This is a genomic window from Nostoc sp. DSM 114160 (assembly GCF_053470305.1).
The window spans coordinates 953748-978609 of record NZ_JBPFGO010000004.1; the positions used below are offsets into that span (position 1 = coordinate 953748).

Sequence of the window (24862 nt, forward strand, 5' to 3'; positions counted from 1 at the left end):
AATTAAGTAGGGCTATTTGATTGTTGTGAAATAGCCTTACTTAATTAAGGCGATCGCATTGTCAAAATTATCAATTATTTTTCACTATGAGTAAACGATCTAAATCATCTGTATTATTGTTAATTAACTCCTTAATTTTAGAGATCAACTCATGCTCTAAAAAAGGTTTGATTAAGTAAGCTTTTGCACCTAATTCTTTAGCAAGCTGGCGATGTTTTTCAGCGCTGCGAGAAGTAAGAATCACAACAGGAATTTTTGCTAAATTTGTGTATTGGCGGAAATTGCTCAACAACTCAAAACCATTCATTCTTGGCATCTCTAAATCGGAGACGACAACTTGAATTTCAGGATGTAACTGCAATTTTTCTAGAGCTTCTACACCATTTTGAGCTTGTATTACTTGATAGCCAGATTTTTGGAGAGTTAGAGAGAGAGTTTGCCGGAGACTAATTGCATCATCTACTACTAAAACAACTTTTGGTGATTTATAATCTGGCTCTTGAGAATAACTGGGTTGGGTTTCTATAGTTGTTGTGGAAGTCGATGCCGCAAGTAATGGTGTAGATGAAAAAGTATGCCCTGATATTGGCAAGGCTTTTATATTTGACGCAGAAGCTACTGGTAGCGCCCTGATATCAAGTGTTGTTTGTTGGATTTCGCTAGATCTTATCAACAACAAAGCATCAATTACTAAGATGAGATTACCATTAGCTAAACTACTACAACCATAAATGTATTTTGGCGGTGCGATCGCATTTCCTAAAGGTCTGATTACCAGTTCTTGTTCGCCGATTATCTGGTCAACTTCTAAAGCAACCTTTCCCTGATTTCGCTGTAGCAAAAGCACCGGATTCTTTGCTATGCTTGGGTTTTGGGTATTTGAAGTATTGTATGAAGTCTCGTTATTAATGAATGATCCATTATAATTAATCAACTTTGAAAGTTGACGAAGGCTGACCATAGTCTCATCATTGTCTATATTCAAATATAAGACTTTTTTACCTTCAATTTCTTTAATCTGCTGTTCAGAAGGAATCAATATTTTTTCGATACTGTCCAACATCAGACCATAAACAACACCTTTGGCTTGAACTAGCATTAACTTCTCTGTAGTCATAGAAAAAGGAATTTTGAGGATGAATATTGTTCCTTGGTTGGGTAAAGATTGAACTGAAATCGAGCCGTTGAGAGCGTGCATTTGAGTACGCACAATATCTAAACCCATACCGCGCCCAGAAATTTCACTTACTTTATTTGCAGTAGTAAATCCAGGCGAAAATATCAAATCTAAAAGTTCAGGTTCAGCCAGACTAGAAGCATAGTTTCTAGTTTTTTCTTCAGTTTGTATGGGATAAAGTTCGGCAGCTTTTCTGCGAATTCTGTCTAAATTCAATCCTTGACCATCATCTCGAACTTCGATAACAGTTTGGCTACCCTGATGATAAGCGTAGATTTCGATTAAACCTTCTTCTGGTTTACCAAGCTCTCGGCGAACTTGCGGAGCTTCAATACCGTGGTCAAAAGCATTACGCACTAAGTGTAACAAAGGATCGTAGAGCTTTTCGGCGATCGCTTTATCTACCAGTACTTCACTACCAGTAAGTTTCAATTCAACAAGTTTGGCATGAACATTCCCCAACTTGTTTACCATCTGGGGGAAACGGTTCAGAATATTACCCAAAGGCGACATTCTTGCTTCGACTAAGCTATCTATAATATTAAGAGTTAAATTCTCTTTTTGATCGCTAATTTGAGTAGCTTGTGTCAGAAGCAAGTCAAGAGACTCTGTGGTTTCTTGTAGTTGCAGTGTCTCTTCTATTGCTTCATGCAATGTCATGTGAAATTCTGTATATACATCCATTTCTAGAGAGTCAAAATCCACTGCAAAACTTTGCGTTTGTTCCGATGTAATGTTTTGTATTTGTAAAGGTAAATCGCGTAACTCATTTAAAGTTGTTTGGTGTCTAGTGAGTTGCTGTACTAATTGCTCAATTATTTCTTTGATTTGTTCATCTTTTAAACTACGTCGTTTTTGGTAAATCAGCAATTCTCCTGCCAGATAATTGAGATGTTGCAGTCTCTCTGTATCTACCCGAATAAATGAAGGTTGGCGAAAGTTTTTAGTTTGAACATACTGTGATTTATCTTCTATTTCTTTGTTGATTTGTGTAGCTATCTCAGGCATAACTTCAATAGCTGTTTCCGGAATATCTACAACTACCTGTTCGCTGACAGTTAATGAATCAAGTTTTCCTGAATAATTATCAGTCTGGGTTGTTACGACTTCAACAGCAAGATTTTGCCTAGTTTCTTCTCCCCATATTGCTTCTAGCAAATTATCAGTTGATTGAGAAGATACAATTTCTTTAATCACTAACAGGTTTTGTAACTTTGGACTATCAAGCCAATTTTTCTCTTCCTTAGTAACAGGAGGATAATTTTTATATTCTTTTGCTAATTTGTGAATTTGGTTTTGTAATAATTTAATTCCTGAAAGGTGACTATCAGATGCTTTCAGAGAATATTGAAACTTGGCAACGGCAAATAGAATAATTAAGATTATGCCACGTCGATAAATACAAAGGCTTTGACTATCTTCTTCATCTTGAACAAAACCAAGAAAGTCTTTCAGCCAGTTTTCAATATAATTAAGCAGATTTTCTCTTTCTAATCTGGGAACTAGTAAAGTCAAACTGAGTTCAGCTTCTGGTATTTGCATCTGGTGATTAAACCAGCCATAAATGTAGCGAATTACTTTTAAATAAAACTTGGCAGTTTTTGGTTTTACCGATTCGCTCTTATTGTTATCAGATGTAGTGAGAAACTGATAAAATTGTTCTTCATCAATGATAAATCTGTCAGTAAATGAATTATTTGGAAATTCTTCAGATAACTGATGATTCTCCACTACTGCGAGTTTTTGCAAACCTGATGAAGGTTCTCCACCAGATGTGCGATCGCCTGCTAATACTAATTTTTTTGCTTGTTGTAAATCTACTAAGGCAATTTCTGCAATTTGCTGTACCTGACTGGGATTTGCTTGCAGCGCTGAGAGAATAGTTTGGGAAATCTCTCCTAATCCAGGTAAATTTAAAGATTCTGCCAAGCCCAGAAATACTTCAGCTTGAGAGTGTAAAAAATCGATAAATTCGTCATTATTTGGGTGATTGTTAATAACGTCAGCAATACTGTTTAGACGTTGTTCTACTCCTACTTCAAAAACAGATTGTACAATATCAAAACCCAATTCTTCAGAAGTAGGAATATGAGATTCAGATCCAAATGCATCACCCAGCTTTTCTTGCAACTGCGCGAACACTGAAGTCGCTCGGTGAAGCAGTTCTTCGTCATTAACAGTACTACCTATTAATTCAGTATTTAATGCTATACTCAAACACTCATAAGCTTGTAATAAAAGTGTTTGTAACTCTGCATCAACTACCATTTTTGGATTGTATAAAGCCTTAAATACATCTTCTAAAAAATGGGCGATCGTCTTAATTAATTCCAGCCCAACGTTAGCTGCACCACCTTTAAGTGTATGAGTGGCTCGCATTAGATTGTGAATTTTAGCAATGCTATAATCTTCCGACAAGCTAAATAGTTCTTGTTCAATAATTTTGACTAATTCTGGGGCTTCAGCTAGAAAGTAGATGTAACCTTGTTGCCGAATTTCGTTATCTGTAATCATATTTTAGATTTTTGATTTTAAATTTTGGATTTTAGATTTGTTGCGTAAAGTTTTAATTGATGCAACTGTCATTGCCAGAATTTCGGTATTTTCTAACATCAAGCTTTTCACTTTTTCCAGTGGTAATAAACCAACCTCAACAACAAGTTCCATCCAATAAAGACTTTCATCGGCTTCTTCCTCTACCAAACTGAGTTTAGCAATGACATCGGCGGTTGACTTACCACGACAAGCTGACCGATAGTTAGCTCCCACAGATGTTGCTGAACGGATTAGCTGCTTGCCAATTACATCTGCCGTTCTGCTCTGTGGGAGAGCTTCTACTAAGCGGATTGCTCGCTAGCTGCTTTGTTCTCCGCTTAAAATCCTCCTCATTCATAATCTAAAATCCAAAATCTAAAATCTAAAATTCATTTGACTTTAAACTTACTAGCAGTTGTTAATAACTCTTGCGCCATTCCTGATAGCTCTTGGAACACAGTCGCAATCTCTTGAGATTCTGCAAAAGTTTTATCGGCAATTTCTGCGACATCTTGCATTGATTTGGTGACTGTTACAGATTGCGCCATTTGTTTTTGAGTCGCTGCGGTAATTCGCTCGATTAGCTGACTAATTTCGGCAGTCGCAGAAACGATCGCATTTAAGTTTTGGCGAGTGTCACTAACAAGATTTGTGCCTTCTACTACCTGCTGAATACCAGTTTCCATTGCTACTGCAACTTCTCCAGTTTCTGCTTGAATCTCCTGAACTAATTTTTCAATTTCGATGGTTGCTGCTGCTGATTGGCGAGATAAAGAACGGACTTCATCAGCCACAACTGCAAAACCTTTGCCATATTCACCAGCACGAGTAGCTTCAATGGCTGCATTCAAAGCGAGTACGTTTGTCTGTGTGGCAAAATTACCAATCAAATTCACCACTTTGGAGATTTTTTGCGAAGATTCGCTGAGGCGTTTAATCTTTTTGCTGGTTTGAGCAACGGTTTCACGAATTCCTTGGATTGCTTTTACAGTCAGGTTCATGGCAGTATCGCCAGACTCTACAGTTTGATTGGCTTTTTGCACTGCTAGTTGTACTAACTCAGCATTCGCTACTACAGCTTGAGTAGAGTCCACCATCTGTTGAATGTCACCTAAAGCTGCGGTAATGTCCTCAGACTGTTGTTGTGCCAGATTGGTTAGTCCCGTTAGTGAAGACTCGCTATTGCTAGAAGTTTGGGCAACTTGTTGAGCAGCCCCTTGTACTTGAACAACAATTTGCCGCAGTGCTTGCAAAGTATTATTGTAAGCATCTGCGATCGTGCCTAGTTCGTCTTCTGTAATCGGTGCGCGTACTGTTAAGTCGCCGTTGAGAGCAGGTCTCAGGGCTTTTAAGAGTTGAATAGATCGTTGTTGGAGTAACTCCTTGGCTGCCTTTTCTCGTGTTGCTGCTTCTGCTAATTTTGCTGACTGCGCTTGTACTTGTTGCAAATATTCGGTGTGTTGTAATGCCAATCCTAACTGGCTGCCAATACGTGCTAACAAAGTAACTTCTGATTCTTCCCAATCACGAGTTCCCGAATTCTGATAAGCTGCCAGCAATCCCCACAATTGTTCGCCAGCAAATACAGGAACAATTACATAAGCTTTGGCTTCAAATTGCTCTAAAACTTCAATGTGGCAAGGAGAATGACCTACCTGATAGATATCATTTACAACAAAGTTTTCCCCTTGGGCATATCGACCTCCTTGAGTTTCTTGTAAGTGGGTATCTTCCCAGACAGTTTTGATATCGGGGCCTACCAGTTTTACCCACAGATGACCTGCTGATTCTGCGACAAATTCACCACTCCAGTTAGGATTGAAACGATACACAGCGACGCGATCGCATCGCAGTAATTGCCTGACTTCTTGAGTAGTTGTTTTGAAGATTTCTTCTACATCTAAAGATTGCCGGATGCGGTTACTTATTTTGGTGACAGCTTTCTCTTGTTCTGCTATTTGAGCTAGTTTCTCAGATTTAACTCGCACTAATTCCAAATAGTCTATCTGTGATTTAGCTAAACTAAATTGCAAGCTAGTCTGAACCAAAAAGTTAACTTCCCAGCTTTGCCATTCACGGGAGCTAGAGTTTTGATAAGCTGCCAGCAATCCCCACAATTTATCCCCGAAGAATATCGGAACAATTATGTAAGCTTTGGCTTCAAACTGCTCTAAAATCTCAATATGGCAAGGAGCTAACCCTACTTCGTAGATATTATTAACGATAAAGTTTTCACCTCTGACATACCGACCTCCCTTGGTTTCTTGTAAGTAGGTATCATCCAAAACGGTTTTAATATCAGGGCCTACCAGTTTTGTCCAACCAGTACTCACAGACTCAGCCACAAATTCACCACCCCAGTCAGGGTTAAAACGATAGACAGCAACGCGATCGCATTGTAGTGATTGACGCACTTCTTGAGTGGTTGTTTTGAAAACACTTTCTACATCTAAAGATTGTCTAATGCGGTTGACTATCTTAGTGAAAACTTTCTCTTGTTCAACTATTTGAGCTAGTTGGTTAGATTTTGTCTGCACTTGTTCGAGATATTCCCCTTGTGAGATAGCTACACCAAATTGCAAGCCAATTTGAGTTACAAAGGTTTCTTCCCAAGGTTGCCAATCACGAGGCCCAGAATTTTGATAAGCTGCTAACAAACCCCATAATTTTTCTCCAGCAAATATAGGTGCAATGATGTAAGCCTTCATTTCATACTGCTCTAAAATGTCAATGTGACATTGAGCATGACCCATTTGATAAATGTCATTGACTACAAAGCTTTCACCTTTGGCATAACGTCCTCCTTGAGTATCTTGTAAGTGACTATCTTCCCAAACCATGTAAAAATCAGGGCCGACCATTTTTATCCAGCCGTTACCCACTGACTCAGCAACAAACTCACCACTCCAGTCAGGTTTGAAGCGATAGACACCGACGCGATCGCATTTTAGTAATTGGCGTACTTCTTGAGTGGTGGTTTGAAAAAGCTTATCGACATTTGATACCCGCAGAATTTTGTCGATGACTTTAGCTACCGATTTTTTTGCTACTAGCCGCTGTTGCTGTTCTTTTTGGAATTCAAAGCTTTGCAACTTGTAAATTAGTTCTGTTGTCAGTTGAGATAGTAGGCTAATTTCTACTTCTTGCCACTGCCGCGTTGAGTAGCAATTATTGACTGCTAGTAAGCCCCACACTTTACCTTCTACTACAATCGGTAAACTCAAACTAGCTTTAATTTGAAATTTATCTAGCAGTTGCTTTTGATAAGGGGTAAGTTGAATCTGATTGATATCGTCAATAACTACAGCTTCTACATAGTCTTGATTGGTATATAGACCAAAAATAATTCCGGGAATATTTTCGCCTAAAGTTGGAGTCCAACCTAATGTTCTCGATTCGGCTAAAACATTACCTGATTCTCGCGAAGTAAACTGATAAATTAAGGCGCGATCGCAGCTAATTTTTTCTCTAATTTGTGCTACAGTAATTTTCAGTAATGTATCAATGTTTGGGGCTTGGCGCATGTGAGTTGCGATATCTTTTATTTGTCGCCGCCAAGTTTTAAATTCTTGAGCGATCGAACTTAACAAAGACATTTCACTACTAGCAATATTTGCTATATTAGCGTTACCATTCTGATTTTCTAATTCAGAAATTAAATGCTCGTTATCATGGCTATTGTTATACAAAAATGTCATTTGATTAAACCTCAAAATTGCGATTGGTGATAAATAGATATATGGGAAGCGATATTTATCTGGTATTTACCGACTAATAATTATGACTTTTCAAAACTCACATTTTACTAAATCTTCAATTATGAATCCCCCATGCTGGAGCTTGAATAATACTTGTCGCATCCAAATTAAAAATTATATTTTCTGAATCATTAATAAAGTATCCCTGTAAAAAAGGTGATAATTTAGGATAAAATAATTCAGCAGTTGCAGCTTTCATTTCTTTAGTATCTAGCCACTCAATATCTATTAGTTGTCGCACTAAAAGTCCTAAATACTTACCCTTATTTTCCAAAACAATTGCCATCATTCTTGAAAGTAAATTTGAGCCTTGCGAAATAGGAGGATAACCTAACATTGCCTCTAAATCAACTAACCAAAGCATCTCACCACGCCAGTTATAAATACCTAAAATGCTGCTTGGCATCTGAGGAACGCCACATACTTCTGGTAATGATACTTGCAAAACTTCTGTGATGTGTTGTAGAGAAATGACGGCTGTATCACTTACTCCCAAATTAAAACTTAAAAACTTTTGCTGGGTTTCCAAAGCTATCGATCCTTTCTAGTTGATGATTTATCTCTAGCCACTATTTGCAGTTATTGTTGATTTTTGGAAAAATTATATTTAAAAAATAGTGACTTTTAGGATTTGTTTAATTGTGAGATTTTTCCTAATTAAGTAATCGCTTTAAAATTACCACTAGTTCGTCTCGATCGATCGGTTTTGATAGATAACCATCAGCGCCTAACATATTACCCCAAATTTTATCTACATCACTATTCTTTGTAGAGCAAAAAACCACAGGTATCTTGCTAGTGTCGGGATTGTTTTTCAGTTCTCGGCAAATTTCAAAGCCACTTTTACCTGGTAAAATTACATCAAGAAATATTAAGTCTGGCTTATTTTTATCTATTTTGTCTTGAGCCTCTTCACTACTAGTGGCGCTAATCACAGAATAACCTGCCTGTTGCAAGTAACGGCTGATTATTTCCATATCTGTTAAGCCATCTTCAACAACTAAAACAGTATTCATGGCAATTACTCATTAACTTTTTCTCAAAATGTAAACAAAATATACAAATCCTCAATGATTTCTCAAAAAGACATGGAAGGGACTAGAGACTAGCCCTAACCCCTTTGCCCTAACCAATATTTCACAAATCAAATAGGACTGCTATAAATACAAAAAATTGTATTTGTCTAATTTTGATTCAATCTTTATTTATCAACCTCAGAAAAAGTACGTAATAAACATCATTTTAGATAATATTTTTAATAAAAAATAGTTTAATAACCTAATTTAAATTTTCAAGTTTGGATTGAATTTTCAAACTTGAAACATGACTAATAGTTAAATAATTTAAAGGTAATAATATATCTAAAAGCCTAAATCAATGACAAATAAATGATTCTCTTAATAGAGGAAATCTAAATTGTGGAACCTCAATAATTTAATTCTTACTGAGGTACAAAACTCTTTAAATTTTGAGAAATAATTGAGAATCAAAAATTGCCTCTAACTCTCCCTACTTACAAACCTCTAAATTAGATTTACTCTTATCAGTGGATACGCTCTGTGTAGGTAAATATTTACGTATTATACTCATTAGCTTATCAGTCACTACAGGTTTAGTGAGAAAATCTGTAGAACCAACTACTTTGGCACGAACTCTATCTAAAAGACCATCACTGCCTGTTAATATAATTATTGGTGTGTTGGAAAATGTAGATGTTCTTCGTAACTGAGTACAAATTTCGTAACCACTAGCAACTGGCATAATCAAATCCAAAAAAATTAGGTCTGGTTTATTTTGAATTAGGGTTGGTAGAGCTTGTACAGCATCTTGAATTTTGACAAACCTCAATCCATTAGAAGTGACAATATCCTCTACCATTTTGCATACTTGAGGGCTATCATCGACGCAAGCTACTAGTGGAGCAATCCGTTTTTTTGGTTGGGTAGTGGTAGAGTTATTATTAACTTCAGTAATTCCTAAAGGCAAGTCGGGTACTTCTATCAATTCGATGATTCCTTTAAGGATATAAGGAAGCAATGAACGGGTCAGTGGCAATACACTTTGCTTCATTTTCATGGCTAAATCTCGTAGAGTGAATTTGCCATTGATTAAATTCACAAAGTTTTTGTAGACAGATGGACTTACCATCTGCTCAAGTTGTTCTGGTCGCCGTAGAATTGGTGCTAAGTCAGGAGAAAAATTTGCTAAACCTGCTTCTGACCAAATTTTCCATGAGTCTTGCATGTGCTTTACAGACATTTCTGAACTTGTGAAGCTCATTGGAGTTTCTAAAATAACTTCTTGGTTGCGATTGCAACTTAGAGAAGCAAAGTTTCCTTGCAAAGCTAGGTCAAATAATAGCTCTGCTATCGTATTTTCCGCAATAGATTGAATCTGTTCCCTCTGAATTTTCTGTTTTTTATAAAATACTTCTATCAGTTTATAGTCCCAGTAATCAATTGATAGGTCTTGTCCACGTAACTGCAACTTATCAACATCAATCTGGGGACAATTCTGGGCGATATGTCTGCGCCAACGTCGGAAGGGATGAGTTCCGCCTGTTGCCCAAACTATCCGTCCCAATCGATAGTAAAAAGTCCATTGACTGCCCTTGGAACTTTTAATATTTAACTTGCCATTGTATTGCAACTGAGTACAAGTTTTAAATTCATTTACTAGGTTATTTGAAATAAGTTCTTGATGGGGCATAGTTTGTTCCTTTTATTAAAAAGTTAGCTATTAAAAACCGATACTAGTAGAACACAGCGTAAATCTACCTACCATCTCAATTAATCAGACAAGTTTCTTAAGTCACTTGTTCAAGGTAGGCAACACTTCTGCTACAGCGTTCTAGCTATATAGCGATTGGCAGATATGTGAATCAGTGCAAATGGATTTGGGATATAGCAGTCTAAATCAAGATTATTAAAAGCAAGGCAGATGTTAAGATAGCAAAACTATTGCTAGCAAAGAATTTATCTAGCATAAAGTTGTATTGGCATTTACTTTTCTGTTAATATTTATGACTAAAGGAGGTTGCCATAGTCGATATCATAGTGTAATAACAGATCATTTTAATAATTTTCATATAGAATCATATCCGTATAAGTTCTGAATTTTTGTTTAAAGAAGTAGAAAGCTGTGCTTTATTTATTGAAATTGACAATAGAGGTTAAAATATTTATTTAAGTTTACTATTCTTAATTATTCTAATTAATGTCAACTTTTCTAGGAATATTTAAAAAAAAAGGCGTGCTACTAAAACAAGTAGCAGCCAGATTAGAAAGTATTTATTTAGAAAATTTCTTCAAGATTGCTTATGGTTTTGATAACTGACAACAGCTGCCCTGAGATTACTTTGGTGTTCTGAAAGTAGCCGATCGCCTTCGTCTTTTTCCAAACCAGTCCAGTGCATCAATAGCGCCAGCTTAACCCATTTACCACTACGTTCTAGTAAAAAACCAGCAGTTTCGCGACTTAAACCTGTGAGGTCTTGCAAAATACGCAAAGCGCGATCGCGTAATTTTTGATTTGTTACTGCTACATCCACCATACGATTGCCATAAACTTTGCCGAGCTTAACCATCACGCCGCTAGAAAGAATATTTAAAGCTAATTTAGTGGCTGTACCAGCTTTCAGGCGAGTTGAGCCGGCGATTATTTCTGGGCCTGTTAATAAGCGAATGTCAATATCGGCATCAAAGCTAACTTGTTCAGCAGGAACACAGGCGATAAAAATAGTTGTAGCTCCTCGCCCACGAGCAGCATGAAGCGCACCGTGCACATAAGGCGTTGTCCCACCAGCAGTAATGCCAACTACGACATCTAATTGGGTAATATGTCGCACTGCGATCGCAGCCTCGCCATCTTCAATGCTGTCTTCCAAATCTTCAGAACTACGTACTAGTGCGCCAGCACCACCAGCAATAATCCCCTGTACCAACTCTGGGGGTGTACAAAAAGTAGGTGGACACTCAGCAGCATCTAACACCCCTAATCTGCCACTTGTACCCGCACCAATATAAAATAGGCGTCCTCCGTGGCGCAAACGCTCTGCGGTGCGCTCAATTGCTTCTGCTAACTGAATTTTCGCCGCTGCAACTGCTGCGACGGCCTTTTGGTCTTCGTCATTAAACAACTCCACCAATTCCAGAGAACTGAGCTGGTCTAAGTTCAGACTATTAGGATTTACCAGCTCAGTTAAAAGATGCCCGCGTTCTTGCAAATTTGTCATTTGTCATTTGTCCTTTGTCATTTGTCTTTTGTTCTAGCCTACGCCGCCCTTTCTTTGGGCATCTATCTATGTCCGTTGTCATTAGTCAGTTAGCGACCAATGGCTAATACTTCGGCTACGCTCAGTACAAGTGACCAATGACTAATGACTAATGACTAATGACTAATGACTACTTACAACAATCCTTCCAATTTGCGACGCATCTTCTCTAATTCAGAATCAGACAATTCTGGTTCTTCTAGCGGCTGTTGATTGAGAGGGAAAGTGTCTTCAACAGTATCCTCCTTCTGGGCATCTTCTTGCCAGTCGGTTTTTTCGACGTTAAGTTCTGGGGGAGTTACAACTAAATTGCTGTTTTCTGGGATGATTTCCCATTCATACCCAGCACTTTCGCAAAATTCCTTGATTTCTTCAGCATCCATCGGCTCTGGTGTGGGTGCGGGGAAATCCTGAGCTTCTAACATCAGGGCAAACCGTGTCGCATCGTCTTCTGACTCGAACATCAGAATTTTATTGCGTAGCTTGCCGCTTTTGGCATCGCCTTCCCGAATCGTGTGAATCCCCTCATTTTCCGTTCGAGCATTAAAAATTAACACAAAAACACGCATTGGTGTAATCATCTGTCCTTTTTAAGGTTTATTCATATTAAAGTTCGAGATTGTGCCTCAAGGAAAGTCACAGGAATAATTTTCACTCTATTCAGATTTTCCTGAAAACGCCAATATTATTCAGCATAAGTATTGGATCGAGAAAATACCGTAACTCAACCAATGGGGTCTTGGGTTTAGTTGGCGTATCCTGGAAATGGCATACTGAACCAATGTGCCAGTTAATGCTTGTGTGTGCCAACGACATCCGGCAATTAATACAGTGAAAGCAAATGACTAAATCTACCAATCAAGATATTCATTCCCCCTCCCCTATCCGCAAACGTTTGTGGTTGCAGGTGTTGAGCCGGGGTAGCATTGCCTTGAGTGGACTTTTACTGTTAGGAGTTATCGTTGGGATTTGGCGGTTGTGGACTTTTGTCCAAACAGAGTTAACACCCTTGGCACAACAAAGTCTAACTACTACACTCAACCGTCCGGTAAAACTAGGAAGAGTCACACAATTTTCATTGACAGCAGTACAGTTTGGGGCTTCAGCTATCCCAGCCACACCCACAGATGCAGACCGGGCCACAGTCGAATCTGTAGAGGTGGGTTTCGATCTGTTACAACTAATTTTTAATCGCCATCTAAAGCTAGATGTAACTTTAGTCAACCCAGATATTTACATTGACCAGGATGACCAAGGACGTTGGATTTCCACTACCATCGCGTCGTCAGGTGAAAGCACTGCAATTAAAACCGATTTGGACTACCTGCGGTTTCGGAATGCCAAGCTGGCCTTAATGCCGGATGAGAGAGTCGAGGGAGATGAGGGGGTAGAGGAGCAGGGGGGCAGAGGAGCAGGGGGGCAAAGGAGCAGGGGAGCAGAGGGGCAGGGGAGCAAGGGAGAAGACCCAAATTCTAATTTAGTCCTGGATAAACGCCCTGCTACCGCTAACAACACTCAGCAATTACCGGTGCTATTTTCTCAACTTAATGGATCTGCTCAACTTTTAGCAAATAACCAGTTGATACGGTTTGAAGTTGGGGGTCAAGCAGATAGTGGTGGCAATATTTCCATTCAGGGAGAGACACGTTCTAAGGTGCTAGCAGGGACTTTCCAGGTGCAAGCACAAGATTTTCTGGCTGAGAATATTACTCGGTTGATTAAGTTACCAGTGAACTTACAAGCGGGTCGAGCCAATGGCGATTTGTTAGTTCGGTTGACACCAGGACAGCAAACTTTATTGTTTGGCAACGCTACTGTGCAAGGGGTAACGCTGCAAATACCCAAAGTCCCGCAACTGTTGAGCAATAGTCAAGGAAACCTGCACTTCCAAGGAACGGAGTTGCAGTTAAATAATGTGACTAGCAACTACGGCAAAATTCCTTTAGTGGCTACGGGAATCATCGACACTCAAGCAGGCTTGAAGTTGGCAGCGCGTGTAAATGCGGTGAGTTTGGCGAATGCCCAGGAGACTCTCAAGGTAAAATTACCTGTAGCGATCGCTGGACAAGTAAAAGCTTCTTTGCAGATTACCGGATCGACAAAAGAGCCAATACTCTCCGGCTCAGTTGCCACAATCCAAACTGCCAGAATTGACAAAGTTGATTTTAATAGCATCAGTAGTAAGTTTGAGCTTGCTACTAGTTCCTCTTTACTTACCTTAAAAGATATTCAAGGTAAAGCCAAAGTTGGTGGTGATATCACGGGCGCTGGTACAATTAGACTTGGTAAAAATCCGCGACTGGATTTAAATTTCGCTGCCAAGAATGTTCCAGGGGATGCGATCGCCAAAGTTTATGAAACAACACCGACCTTTCAAATCGGCAATGTCTCTGGTACAGCTCAACTAACTGGCGCTCCTACCAATGTCCAAACCGTGGTACAGTTTCAAGCTCCCAATGGAACTTACCCCGGAACAGGCGAAGTTGCGATCGCTCCAAATCGTACCGTCTCTTTCCGCAATGTAGCTCTGAATATCAGTGGTGGTACAGTTCGGGCAACTGGTAGTTATGCCAATGAGCGTTGGCAAGCTGTGGCTGTTGCCTCTGGGGTAAAATTAGAACCCTTTGTAGACAAAAGTCAACTGCAAAATGTCTCTTTGGCTGGGGCACAATTCAATGGTCGTCTCATTCTCTCAGGCAGCACAGCACCATTTGAAATTGCTACAATTCGCAGTGATGGTGCAGGAGTTCAAATTGGTGGCGGCACAGTTGCAGTTTCTAATATCCAACTGCAAGACCAAAGTTTCTCGGCTCAACTGGTAGCTAATGGCGTGCGGTTGGGACAAATATTAAAACAGTCTCCCCCAGCTTTAGATAATCCTTTGGCGGGAACGTTCCAAATCGCAGGTAGCAGAGATGATTTCAGTCTGAAAACCTTCCGTGGCAGTGGTGAGGGTCGCCTTGCTATTGATGGCGGTACGGTTACAGCCTCTAATATTCAAGTAGCGAATGGTTTATATCAGGCACAAGTTCAGGCTAAGAATGTGCCTGTGCAAAAGTTGGCAAAAGTACCAAAGCAGTTTCAAGGGGCGTTAACTGGTAAGTTCGATGTAGCGGGTTCTGTTGATTCTTTTAAACCGCAAACTATTCAAGCCAATGGTCAGGCGCGGATAAATGTTGCAGGTGGAACGATTACAGCCTCTAATATCCAAGTGGGTAATGGTGTATACCAGGCGCGAGTTGAGGCAACTAATGTACCTGTGCGGCAGTTGGCAGCAGTACCACCGCAGTTTCGAGGGAAGTTAACTGGTCAAGTAAACGTGGCAGGTTCTGTTGAATCCTTGCAACCGCAAACAATCCAAGCCAACGGTCAGGCGCGGATAAATGTTGCAGGTGGAACGATTACAGCCTCTAATATCCAAGTAGGTAATGGTGTATACCAGGCGCAAGTTGAGGCAACTAATGTACCGTTACAACAGTTAGCAGCAGTACCACCACAGTTTCGAGGGACGTTAACTGGTCAAGCAAACGTGGCGGGTTCTGTTGATTCTTTCCAACCACAAACTATCCAAGCTAACGGTCAGGGACGGCTGGATGTTGCAGGTGGAACGATCGCAGCCTCTAATATCCAAGTGGCTAATGGTCGCTATCAAGCTGTAGTTGATGCTGCTGGTGTGGAATTAAATCGGTTAAATCAGCAATTGCGGGGACAGTTTGGCGGTCAGTTGCAATTAGCCGGTACGCTAGGATCGTCCAAATTAGCTGATGTGCGTGCTGCTGGACAGGTGCAATTATCCCAAGGTATCCCTGGTTTAGAGCAACCCTTGACGGCTGCGATCGCTTGGAGTGGTGAAAGGCTAACTATTGAGCGAGCCACTGCTCCCGGTTTAAGTGTTACTGGTAATATATTAGCCAATGCCAAACAAACAGGGATACCGGAAATTACTGCCTTAAATCTCAATATCCAAGCGCAGAATTACAACTTAAAACAGTTACCAATCAATCTTCCCAATCAAGTTGCTGTGGGGGGGAGAGTAGATTTTAATGGTCAAATCACAGGTAAGTTGCCCTTACCAAATGTAGTAGGGCAAATCAACTTACGAGACTTGGTTGTGCAAGATATTGCTTTTGAGCCGTTGTTAACTGGAAACATCGATTCAGTACAGGGACGTGGGTTGAGTTTGAACTTGGCAGGTAATAGCGATCGCTTGAACTTCAATTTAGATGCCAATAATCGCCCGAAATCTTTCTTAGTCAAATGGCAGCAAGCATCAGCTACAGGTAATGTTCAAGGAAATGATTGGGCGCTGAAAGTTGCCAATTTCCCCTTACAAATATTGAATTTGACTCCGCCACCAATTACTCGATTGGGTGCTGGTAAGATAGCTGGGTTGTTAACTGGGGATGTGCTGTTTAATCAGCAGACATTGGCAACAACGGGAAATTTAGCGATCGCTAATCCCCAAATTGGCCGGGTTAAAGGCGATCGAATAGCTGCTCAATTCCGCTACGGTGACGGTAAAGCTACACTCATTAGTAGTGAATTTCTCAAAGGAAAAAGTAGCTACGCCCTTGTCGGTACTGTGGCTCAAAGCCCCAAAGGGCCTAAATTACAAGGTAAATTGAACGTCAAGCAGGGTGAGATTCAAGATGTTCTAGCTGTAGCCAAGGTATTTGATTTGCAAAATTTGCCTGGTGGTTCGCCAGAAATTTACGGCACCGCAGCGGATCTGACTACCAATCCCCAAGGAGCGCCAAATGAACCCTTATTAACCCAAATCCAACGGTTTTCTGAAATTGAAGCTTTGCTGGCAGAACAGGAAGAACAACGACTTAATTCCACTCCAATACCAGATTTGGCAGATTTAAAGGGGACTTTCAATGGAGAAGTGGCTGTAAATACAGCTACAGCCAATGGATTATCAGTGGATTTTAATTTGAATGGACAAGACTTTGCCTGGGGTAAAAAGGAAGAAAGAAATCGTTTTTATACTGCCGATAGAGTGATTGCCGAAGGTAACTTTGAAAATGGTGTTTTGAGTTTGCGACCATTACGAATCCAGTCTAAAAACAGATTGATTGCCTTTACGGGTAACGTTGGCGGTGATGAACAATCTGGTCAGTTGCGGGTGAATAATTTTCCAGTACAACTATTGAATAATGTTGTCAAACTACCAGTTGGAATCACAGGTAATCTTAACGGTACAGCAGCTTTAGCAGGCAGCATTGCTAATCCCCAAGCTAGAGGGGAATTGCAAATCACCGAAGGAATACTAAATCAGAGCAAAATAGAGTCAGCAACAGCAAGTTTCAGCTATGCCAATGGACGCTTAAACTTTGGTAGTACCGTAGCAGTTGCTGGGCCAAAACCTGTTGATATTACTGGTAGCATTCCTTATAAATTGCCTTTTGCTTCCGTCGCACCAGACAGCGATCAAATCAGTTTGGATATGAAGTTAGAAAACGAGGGATTGGGGCTGTTAAACGCATTGACTAATCAAGTGTTATTTGAGAAAGGTGAAGGAGAAGTAGACCTCAAAGTGCGGGGAACACTGCAAAAACCTCAAGTAGACGGAATTGCTACTGTCAATAATGCCACTTTTTCAGCCCAGGCTTTGCCAGGTAAGCTCAGACGCGTCACAGGTAGAGTGCTGTTTAATTTTGACAGCATCTTAGTAGAAAATCTTCAAGGTAGATTTAGCCGTGGGAAAGTAGAAGCTGCTGGAGAAATTCCCATCTTCAACAATGAGAACGTAACTATCAAAAATCCCCTGACTGTTAATCTCGAGCAGCTAGCGTTGAATCTCAAGGGACTTTACCAAGGAGGCGCTAGTGGCAATTTGCAGATTACTGGTTCTGCCCTTAATCCCATAATTGGCGGTAGAGTAAATTTATTTGATGGTAAAGTATTACTGGCAGAATCTACCGACGCCACGACATCTGCAAATGGTAGTATTGGCGTATCACCCACAAAAGACAATAAGCAAAGCAAATCTGGAATTGGAAATGGGACGGGAAATACTAACGCCAGATTTAATAATTTAGATTTGGAACTAGGTAAAAACGTCCAAATTACCCGTGACCCCTATTCTCAACTTCCGCGCCAGCGGTAATCTCATCGTTAACGGCTTAATCAATCAGCCGATACCCGATGGCACCATCCAGTTAGAAAAAGGAGGGGTAAATTTATTTACTACCCAATTTAACCTTGCTCGTGGCTATAAACACACCGCAACTTTTAGTCCTTCTCAACCCCGCGACCCCAACTTAGATATTCGGCTATTTGCCAAAGTATTAGATGTAACTCAAAGCAATGACTTCAGCCGGGTAAATTCTACAGGTTTATCAGCGTTAGAGAGTGTTCGAGTCGAAGCTACTATCAACGGTTTAGCTAGCAAACTAAATGAAAATCTAGAATTAACAAGTAGTCCGTCACGTAGTCAAACTGAAATTGTTGCTCTTTTAGGAGGTGGATTTGTAGACACCCAAGGGCGTGCAGACAGTACTTTAGGTCTGATTAACATCGCAGGTTCGGCTGTGTTTAACAATTTTCAGTCAGCTTTTAACCAGATTGGGAGTACTTTTGGCTTAAGCGAACTGCGGATATTTCCTACCGTGATATCTGAGAATCCTGAAGCTGGAAGAAGCAATTCAACTTTAGAATTAGCAGCGGAGGCTGGGGTTGACATTTCTTCCAAAATATCTGTTTCCAGTATCAAAATTTTGACAACAAACGACCCCTTCCAATGGGGTATTAATTACCGAATAAACAATGAATTTCGCGTGCGTGCCTCCACTAACTTAACCGATGACAGTCGTGCTGTAGTGGAATATCAAAAGCGGTTTTAAATAAATCTCTTCAATTACGAATTACTTTCTGTTCCCTCTTCTCCTTGCTTCTCAATAGCTTTTCGTACCTGTTTAACATCCAATTCTAATGCTTCCGCAATTTGCTCTATACTTAAACCCAACCTAAGCAGACGGGGTATAGTCTCCAGCTTTGTTTCTTCACGAACCTCCTCTTTTACTTCTTGCTTTGTTTCTTCCTTGACTTCTTGGTAAAATTTAGTTTGTCTCCAATCGGTTAATCCAAACATTGCTTCTAACTCCTGCTGACTTTTGTTTACAAATTTGTAAATAAGCATTCTCTCTACTAATTCTAAGAGATTGCTCCGATTAGCTTCATCCGTTTGTTGTACTTGTTTTATCAAGTTTTTCGCTTGCTGTACGGCTCGATCTTCTGCTGCAACTACTAACTTAATTACGCTTAACCCAATCGAAGATGATGGTACATTATCTAATTCGTCTAAATAAATTATACGAATTTGCTGTGGAGCTAATGATGTTTGGTAAATGAATGGTATACCTGGGTCGAGACTACGTTGAGCAAAAAGTAATACTGCTTGCCAGCGACGTTGAGGTTTATATTGATTGATATATAGGAAAGCTTCTGTAATTATTCGCCAGTATATCTCATCATCTCGCTGAAATTGTACCTCAACAAAATAGATTGTGTCTTCTGGGAATTCAGGTTTGGGTAAGAATAAGCCATCAATGCGACGTGCTAGTTCTTTGATTTCTACTGAGGTAAATTCGTAGTGTAATGCTAAGGCTTGCGATTGTTCTAAAAGTTCAAATAAGACACCTGGAAGAGTTTGGAATAAGGTGTAAAAAATCGTGTCTGTTTTCATGCACTCTCGATATTTGAATATTTTTAGATTATCGGGGCTGAGAAAATATGATTTTTCTAAATTAATTAAATTGTGATATCATCACCTTGCTGATTAATAGCTAATCGCAAAATTGACAATCCTAAAATTATCAAAAATAGCACTAGACCAATCGTGCAAGCATAGCTAATTTCCAAGTTATTGAAAGCTTGCTCATATAAATAGTAAACAATCGTTTTCGAGCTACTGAGTGGGCCTCCTTGAGTCATAATGTAGACTTCTTCAAATACTTTGGTCGCAGAAATAGCCGAAATTACTGCCACTAAGGCTAAATATGGCTTCATTAAAGGTATGGTAATATCCCAATGTTTGCTAATACCATCAGAGCCATCAATGGCAGCAGCTTCGTACACATCAGCGGGAATTGATTGCAACCCCGCTAAATAAATCACCATGTAGTAGCCTAATCCTTTCCATACGGTGACAGCCATGACGCTGGCAAGAGAAATTGGTACAATGCCAAAAATTTTTGCTGGGCTAGTTAGCCAAGGAATACCTTCTGGAAAAAGACCTAAAGCTTTAAATAACTGATTCAGTAATCCGTTTTCTGCATACAGCCATTTCCAAGCTATTCCCGCAACCACCATTGAAATTACTACTGGAGTGTAGTACGCTGCTCTAAACCAATTCATTCCCCGCAGTTTCTGATTTACCAAAATTGCCAGTACTAAGGGAGCGATTACTAAAATTGGTACTACACCTACAAGATATAAAAAAGTGTTTTCCAAAGTTTTCCAAAAAACTGCATCCTTCCAAAGCTTGAGGAAGTTGGCGAAACCTATCCATAGTGGCGGCTGGGCAATGTCTTCATAGTTAGTAAAGCTGAGGTAAAACGCTTGTAGTGCAGGCCAAAAGACAGTTAAGCCTAAAAGAACTAAGGCGGGTAGTAAAAATAAATAAGGGGTAAGCCGCTGTTTGATGAAAATCCAATTTTTAGGTATCAATTGATTCATAAGAATAATAGTTGTTTTTGCTTTTTCAGAACAAGGATTTGGAGATGTGAGTAGATTTAAGCTTCAATATTTTAAAGGCATATATTTGCTTGCGTAAGTATTGGTGTAGCCTCTCGTAGAGAAGTTCGTCGTAGACATCGCTAATTAATAAGTCGGAGATAAACAGTAATGGAAACTCAGCACAATCCGCCAATTGAACATCAAAATGTCCCCATAAACCACCGTGGACTGCATGATTTTTTGTATAGTTCTGACAACGAACACGCCGCCATTGAGGTGAGTATAACTCCTGAACTGGCAAACAATGGTACTGAAATCATTGAGTTTAAGGCTTGGAGTGTAGCTGCTCAGAACGCTAAAATTGCCGGAGTTTATGCAGTATTAGATGCAGAACGTCGCACGCAGTATATTGGCTATTCTCGGAATGTGTTGCTTTCCCTAAACAGCCATCTTCGCCAAAATGGCGAGCAAAAGTGTGCTTTTGTACGCGTGCAAGCATTCAAGTTTCCCAAGCGTCAAGAAATGGAAGATTTGCGAGATGCGTGGATAGCAGAACTCGAAAGTACGCCACCTGGTAATGCAACTGAAAGCGGAATGTGGGCTAGTACGGTAGGCGAAGCGACTAAGGCGGTAATGTCAGAAGCCCAACTTCAAGCCTACGAGGAGAAAAAGCTAAAACTGCGGAAAGCAATGGCTGATACAACCCTTTCTAAAGAGTTAGAAACAATAGATGCGAGTGAAGCCGAACGTCAGCGTCAACTTGAAGCTGCTGTGAAAAACGATGACTGGAGTGTAATTATTGACGCACAGACACAGGAAACTAAGTATTGATTTTTGTCTGCTATCTGACTTTTTGAGTAAGTGGCATGAAAGTTTTGTGAAAGATGAGAGTTAAGATTTTAAAACGCAGAGGGGCGCTGAGGGAAGCGCAAAGGTTCGCACAGAAGTTAATTCTTTGCGTTCCTTTGCGTAACCTTTGCGTTCTTCTGAGTAAAAAAAAGGATATATATGACGAGAAAATTAGATGCTCTGATTAATTCTCTAGAAGGTATAGAAACTATTACCGATTCTAGCCAAGTCGCAAAATTATCCCAGGATTATCACACTTTTAGCCCTGTGTTAGTGTCGAAATTAGAGGGGAAAGTTGGAGATATTGTAGTGCGTCCCGCGAATGAAGCAGAGGTTTTAAAAGTTGCAGCTGCGTGTGCAAAACATCGTATACCTGTAACTGTGCGAGGTGCGGGAACTGGGAACTATGGGCAATGTGTACCGTTGCACGGTGGCGTAATTTTAGATATGACGCGGTTACAAGAGATTCTTTGGGTAAAACCGGGGGTGGCGCGGGTAGAAGCTGGGGTGAAGTTGGCAGCTTTAGATAAAAAAACACGAGAAATCGGCTGGGAAATCCGTATGGCTCCCTCTACGTACCGCACAGCCACAATTGGCGGATTTATTGCTGGGGGAAGTGGCGGTATTGGCTCGATCCAATATGGGTTATTAGCCGATCGCGGTAATATCTTAGCACTGCGAGTAATAACTGTAGAAGATGAACCTCGGGCGATCGCATTACGCGGCGATGATGTCCAAAAGGTAAATCATACTTGGGGAATTAATGGCATCATCACTGAAGTCGAAATTCCTTTAGGGCCAGCTTATCCTTGGGCAGAAGTGATTGTCACCTTTGATGACTTTATGACAGCAGCAAAGTTTGGTCAGGCAATTGGCAATGCTGATGGCATGATTAAGAAGTTAATTTCTGTCTTTGCATCCCCAATTCCCCAATATTTTCACGCACTACAAGAGTATATTCCTCAAGGAAGTCACTCAGTATTTTTGATAATTTCCGAGCCAAGTTTGGAATTCTTACCAGCTTTGGTGCAGCAATACGGCGGACAAATTACATATCAAAAACCAGCCGAGGAAGCAGCTAAAGGTACACATTTAGCGGAATTTAGCTGGAACCACACTACCTTACTTGCCCGGAGTGTAGATACTGGTATTACATACTTACAAAGTCTGTTTCCTAAGGATTGTAGTTTGCAACTAGTAGAGCAGATGTATAATTACTTCGGCGATGAGGTAATGATGCATTTAGAATTTTTTCGGGTGAATGGTGTCGTAGTTCCTAGTGCATTACAACTTGTGCGCTACACCACAGAAGAACGCCTCAATGAAATTATCCGCTATCACGAAGAACAGGGTGTGAGTATTGCCAATCCTCATACATATATTATTGAAGACGGCGGCAGAAGATTTATCGATCCCGAACAGTTAAAATTTAAAGAAATAGTCGATCCTTATGGCTTGATGAACCCCGGTAAAAGCAAGGTTATTCAATTCCAAACTCAAAATTAGCAAACTACAGAAACACATATCAGAAATTTCTCTGTATATTTGTGTAACCTCCCTCTAAAAAGCTAGCTGTTGGGCGTTTATAATTTGTGGTTTGATTTTAACAGCCGTGGGGATAACCCAAAATCCAACATCCCAAAATCGCCCATGATTGAAATTGACGGTTCCTACGGAGAGGGAGGCGGACAAGTTCTTCGCACTTCCTTAAGTCTAGCCGCCATTACCGGCGAACCCATACGAATTACAGGCATTCGCGCTGGACGCAAAAAGCCAGGATTAGCAGCGCAACACTTAACAGCAGTTCGGGCGGCGGCGAGAATTTGTAATGCCCAACTACGAGGTGATGCTTTGGGTTCAATGCTGCTAGAATTCATCCCAGGTAGTGCTGTGCAAGCGGGAATTTATACCTTTGATGTTAGTAAAGCACAACAAGGTGGTTCTGCGGGTGCGATCGCTTTAGTTCTTCAAACAATTCTCTTACCTTTGGCGCTAGCATCTGGCAATTCCCTGGTGACACTAAAGGGTGGAACTCATGTGAACTTTAGCCCGACAGCGACGTATATTGAGCAAGTTTATCTGCCCATACTGCAACGCATGGGTGTAGAAGCCCAAGTCAAGTTAGGCGCTTGGGGATGGTATCCCCAAGGTGGGGGAGAGGTAGAGTTACAGGTGGATGGCGGTGGTAAACTTGGTGGAATCGACTTGCTGGAACGGGGCGATTTACAACAGGTGCGAGGACTAGCAGTGGTGACGGAATTGCCTTCCCATATTCCGCAACGGATGGCGAATCGTGCCGAGAATTTATTACGGGAAGCTCATTTAAAGGTTACTGTACAGACTTTACGAGAAAGAGGTGTGGCACCTGGGGCGGGTATTTTTTTAACTGCTGAGTATCAGAATAGCTTAACTGGCTTTGGTGGATTTGGGCGTTTGCGGTTGTCGGCGGAAACAGTTGCAGAGATTGCTTGTCAGCAATTGCTTGAGTTTCATTACACCGGCGCACCAGTGGATGAACATTTAGCAGATCAGTTATTATTGCCGGCTGCTTTAGCTTTACAAGAAAGTCAGTATCGAGTGGCTGAAGTAAGTAGGCATTTAACAACAAATGCAGCAGTTATTGAACAGTTTGGGCTGGCGCAAATAACAGTAAATGAAGCTGAGAAAATCGTGTCCGTGAGTCCTGTAATTAGTGGATAAGATTAAAGACTAAACACTTTCTTAAGAGCCTTGATTTTTGTAGTATCAATGCCACATTCAAGTTTAGAGATAGGATTTAAGCTTTTCCATTTGCCTTTACTAGCACTGAATATAATATCAGAAAACTTCTTCTTTCTCCCCTGCTCCTCTGCTCCTCTGCACCCCTGCTGCCTCAACGATTTTCTCTTTTCTTAGTGCCATTCGCCTCTATTCCCGTTGACAAAATTATGCGTGGGTGTATAGCAACATAGGAAATGCCTCATTTCTAAGAGTTGAAATGAGGCAAAGGAGCTTATATAAGTAAAAACAGACAACTTGTGATACTTGATCTAGGGGCATTTGCAATCAATCCTGTAAAGTTAGATTTGTTGTAAGAAGAAGCAAATGACAAATTTACAAGGCGATCGCAAGTAGAGTTAGAACTGAGTTTAGTTGTTCTTGATATTTACTATTTAATTCAATATCGAACATAGCCTTTGAATTTACCTCTACTAAAGGTATATATTTAAGTTAAGTCAGTTTGCGATCGCAAATACAAAGTACTGGGAATTGGGCATGGGGTATGAGGCACTAAATACAGAGATATTTTTTGTTGGCTGTGGTTATGCCCAATCAGGTATAGGACTCTTGCATCTAGTAAATTATGCTCTTGCATGAACCTTTGAGCTTTTTGGACAAATGTTTGAACTTTTTGGACGAATGTTTGAACTTTCTGGACGAATGTTTGAACTTTTTGGACAAATGTTTGAACTTTTTGGACGAATGTTTGAACTTTGTGGACGAATGTTTGAACTTTTTGGACGAATGTTTGAACTTTTTGGACAAATGTTTGAACTTTTTGGACAAATGTTTGAACTTTTTGGACGATATGTGGCATCATCTTCACGA

At 40.3% G+C, this 24862-nt stretch carries 16 protein-coding genes; 5 read left to right on the top strand and 11 right to left on the bottom strand.

Annotated features, from left to right (window positions below; genetic code table 11):
* Window positions 1–70: 70 nt before the first annotated feature.
* The 8 genes from NSTCB13_RS35935 to NSTCB13_RS35970 form a co-directional block, all read right to left on the bottom strand.
* Window positions 71–3691: a response regulator gene (locus NSTCB13_RS35935; RefSeq protein WP_448275763.1), complete on the bottom strand. Its 3621-nt coding sequence runs from the start codon at window positions 3689–3691 to the stop codon at window positions 71–73.
* 3 nt (window positions 3692–3694) lie between these two features.
* On the bottom strand, window positions 3695–4024 hold the full coding sequence (locus NSTCB13_RS35940; protein ID WP_445632131.1) for a four helix bundle protein: 330 nt from the start codon (window positions 4022–4024) through the stop codon (window positions 3695–3697).
* 77 nt (window positions 4025–4101) lie between these two features.
* Entirely contained in the window at window positions 4102–7410 is a 3309-nt protein-coding gene (locus tag NSTCB13_RS35945) for a GAF domain-containing protein (protein WP_448275765.1), read from the bottom strand.
* Between the two features lie 115 nt (window positions 7411–7525).
* On the bottom strand, window positions 7526–7999 hold the full coding sequence (locus NSTCB13_RS35950) for a chemotaxis protein CheW (RefSeq protein ID WP_448275766.1): 474 nt from the start codon (window positions 7997–7999) through the stop codon (window positions 7526–7528).
* A gap of 124 nt (window positions 8000–8123) precedes the next feature.
* Window positions 8124–8486 (bottom strand): response regulator transcription factor, encoded by a 363-nt coding sequence (locus tag NSTCB13_RS35955; protein ID WP_322664528.1) that lies wholly within the window; start codon window positions 8484–8486, stop codon window positions 8124–8126.
* A 493-nt stretch (window positions 8487–8979) separates the two neighbouring features.
* Window positions 8980–10179, bottom strand: a complete 1200-nt coding sequence (locus NSTCB13_RS35960) for a response regulator (protein ID WP_445626401.1) — start codon at window positions 10177–10179, stop codon at window positions 8980–8982.
* A gap of 598 nt (window positions 10180–10777) precedes the next feature.
* On the bottom strand, window positions 10778–11704 hold the full coding sequence (gene murQ, locus NSTCB13_RS35965; protein ID WP_445626402.1) for an N-acetylmuramic acid 6-phosphate etherase: 927 nt from the start codon (window positions 11702–11704) through the stop codon (window positions 10778–10780).
* Between the two features lie 173 nt (window positions 11705–11877).
* The gene (locus tag NSTCB13_RS35970; RefSeq protein ID WP_289795635.1) at window positions 11878–12324 is read right to left on the bottom strand and encodes a DUF3110 domain-containing protein; all 447 of its coding nucleotides are present in this window, start codon (window positions 12322–12324) and stop codon (window positions 11878–11880) included.
* Between the two features lie 260 nt (window positions 12325–12584).
* Here NSTCB13_RS35970 and NSTCB13_RS35975 point away from each other — a divergent pair, with 260 nt between their 5' ends.
* Both NSTCB13_RS35975 and NSTCB13_RS35980 read left to right on the top strand, forming a co-directional pair.
* Window positions 12585–17855, top strand: coding sequence for a translocation/assembly module TamB domain-containing protein (locus tag NSTCB13_RS35975; protein ID WP_448275768.1), 5271 nt, complete (start codon window positions 12585–12587; stop codon window positions 17853–17855).
* Window positions 17821–18591, top strand: coding sequence for a translocation/assembly module TamB domain-containing protein (locus tag NSTCB13_RS35980; protein WP_448275770.1), 771 nt, complete (start codon window positions 17821–17823; stop codon window positions 18589–18591). Before NSTCB13_RS35975 ends, NSTCB13_RS35980 begins: the two co-directional genes overlap by 35 nt.
* 14 nt (window positions 18592–18605) lie before the next feature.
* Here the strand turns inward: NSTCB13_RS35980 and NSTCB13_RS35985 are convergent, their stop codons facing one another.
* Window positions 18606–19433, bottom strand: coding sequence for an Rpn family recombination-promoting nuclease/putative transposase (locus NSTCB13_RS35985; protein WP_445626404.1), 828 nt, complete (start codon window positions 19431–19433; stop codon window positions 18606–18608).
* Between the two features lie 65 nt (window positions 19434–19498).
* Window positions 19499–20425 carry a carbohydrate ABC transporter permease gene (locus NSTCB13_RS35990; RefSeq protein WP_448266618.1) on the bottom strand — a complete coding sequence of 309 codons (927 nt, stop codon included), beginning with the start codon at window positions 20423–20425 and terminating at the stop codon, window positions 19499–19501.
* Window positions 20426–20593: 168 nt separating this feature from the next.
* On the opposite strand from NSTCB13_RS35990, the gene NSTCB13_RS35995 reads away from it, so the two are divergent.
* The 3 genes from NSTCB13_RS35995 (at window position 20594) to rtcA (ending at window position 23974) form a co-directional block, all read left to right on the top strand.
* The gene (locus tag NSTCB13_RS35995) at window positions 20594–21256 is read left to right on the top strand and encodes a GIY-YIG nuclease family protein (RefSeq protein ID WP_448275771.1); all 663 of its coding nucleotides are present in this window, start codon (window positions 20594–20596) and stop codon (window positions 21254–21256) included.
* Window positions 21257–21433: 177 nt separating this feature from the next.
* Window positions 21434–22780, top strand: coding sequence for an FAD-binding oxidoreductase (locus NSTCB13_RS36000; RefSeq protein ID WP_445626407.1), 1347 nt, complete (start codon window positions 21434–21436; stop codon window positions 22778–22780).
* A gap of 144 nt (window positions 22781–22924) precedes the next feature.
* The gene (gene rtcA / locus NSTCB13_RS36005; RefSeq protein ID WP_448266615.1) at window positions 22925–23974 is read left to right on the top strand and encodes an RNA 3'-terminal phosphate cyclase; all 1050 of its coding nucleotides are present in this window, start codon (window positions 22925–22927) and stop codon (window positions 23972–23974) included.
* A 505-nt stretch (window positions 23975–24479) separates the two neighbouring features.
* On the opposite strand, the gene NSTCB13_RS36010 is transcribed toward rtcA, so the two are convergent.
* The gene (locus NSTCB13_RS36010; protein WP_448275772.1) at window positions 24480–24860 is read right to left on the bottom strand and encodes a hypothetical protein; all 381 of its coding nucleotides are present in this window, start codon (window positions 24858–24860) and stop codon (window positions 24480–24482) included.
* Window positions 24861–24862: the final 2 nt, after the last annotated feature.

Excerpts from the sequence above, each read along its gene's own strand:
- NSTCB13_RS36000 (WP_445626407.1), top strand. The coding sequence starts at position 21,434 with ATGACGAGAAAATTAGATGCTCTGATTAATTCTCTAGAAGGTATAGAA.
- NSTCB13_RS35990 (WP_448266618.1), bottom strand. The coding sequence starts at position 20,425 with ATGAATCAATTGATACCTAAAAATTGGATTTTCATCAAACAGCGGCTT.
- NSTCB13_RS35955 (WP_322664528.1), bottom strand. The coding sequence starts at position 8,486 with ATGAATACTGTTTTAGTTGTTGAAGATGGCTTAACAGATATGGAAATA.
- NSTCB13_RS35945 (WP_448275765.1), bottom strand. The coding sequence starts at position 7,410 with ATGACATTTTTGTATAACAATAGCCATGATAACGAGCATTTAATTTCT.
- NSTCB13_RS35960 (WP_445626401.1), bottom strand. The coding sequence starts at position 10,179 with ATGCCCCATCAAGAACTTATTTCAAATAACCTAGTAAATGAATTTAAA.
- NSTCB13_RS35970 (WP_289795635.1), bottom strand. The coding sequence starts at position 12,324 with ATGATTACACCAATGCGTGTTTTTGTGTTAATTTTTAATGCTCGAACG.
- murQ (WP_445626402.1), bottom strand. The coding sequence starts at position 11,704 with ATGACAAATTTGCAAGAACGCGGGCATCTTTTAACTGAGCTGGTAAAT.
- NSTCB13_RS35935 (WP_448275763.1), bottom strand. The coding sequence starts at position 3,691 with ATGATTACAGATAACGAAATTCGGCAACAAGGTTACATCTACTTTCTA.
- NSTCB13_RS35975 (WP_448275768.1), top strand. The coding sequence starts at position 12,585 with ATGACTAAATCTACCAATCAAGATATTCATTCCCCCTCCCCTATCCGC.
- NSTCB13_RS35985 (WP_445626404.1), bottom strand. The coding sequence starts at position 19,433 with ATGAAAACAGACACGATTTTTTACACCTTATTCCAAACTCTTCCAGGT.
- rtcA (WP_448266615.1), top strand. The coding sequence starts at position 22,925 with ATGATTGAAATTGACGGTTCCTACGGAGAGGGAGGCGGACAAGTTCTT.
- NSTCB13_RS35995 (WP_448275771.1), top strand. The coding sequence starts at position 20,594 with ATGGAAACTCAGCACAATCCGCCAATTGAACATCAAAATGTCCCCATA.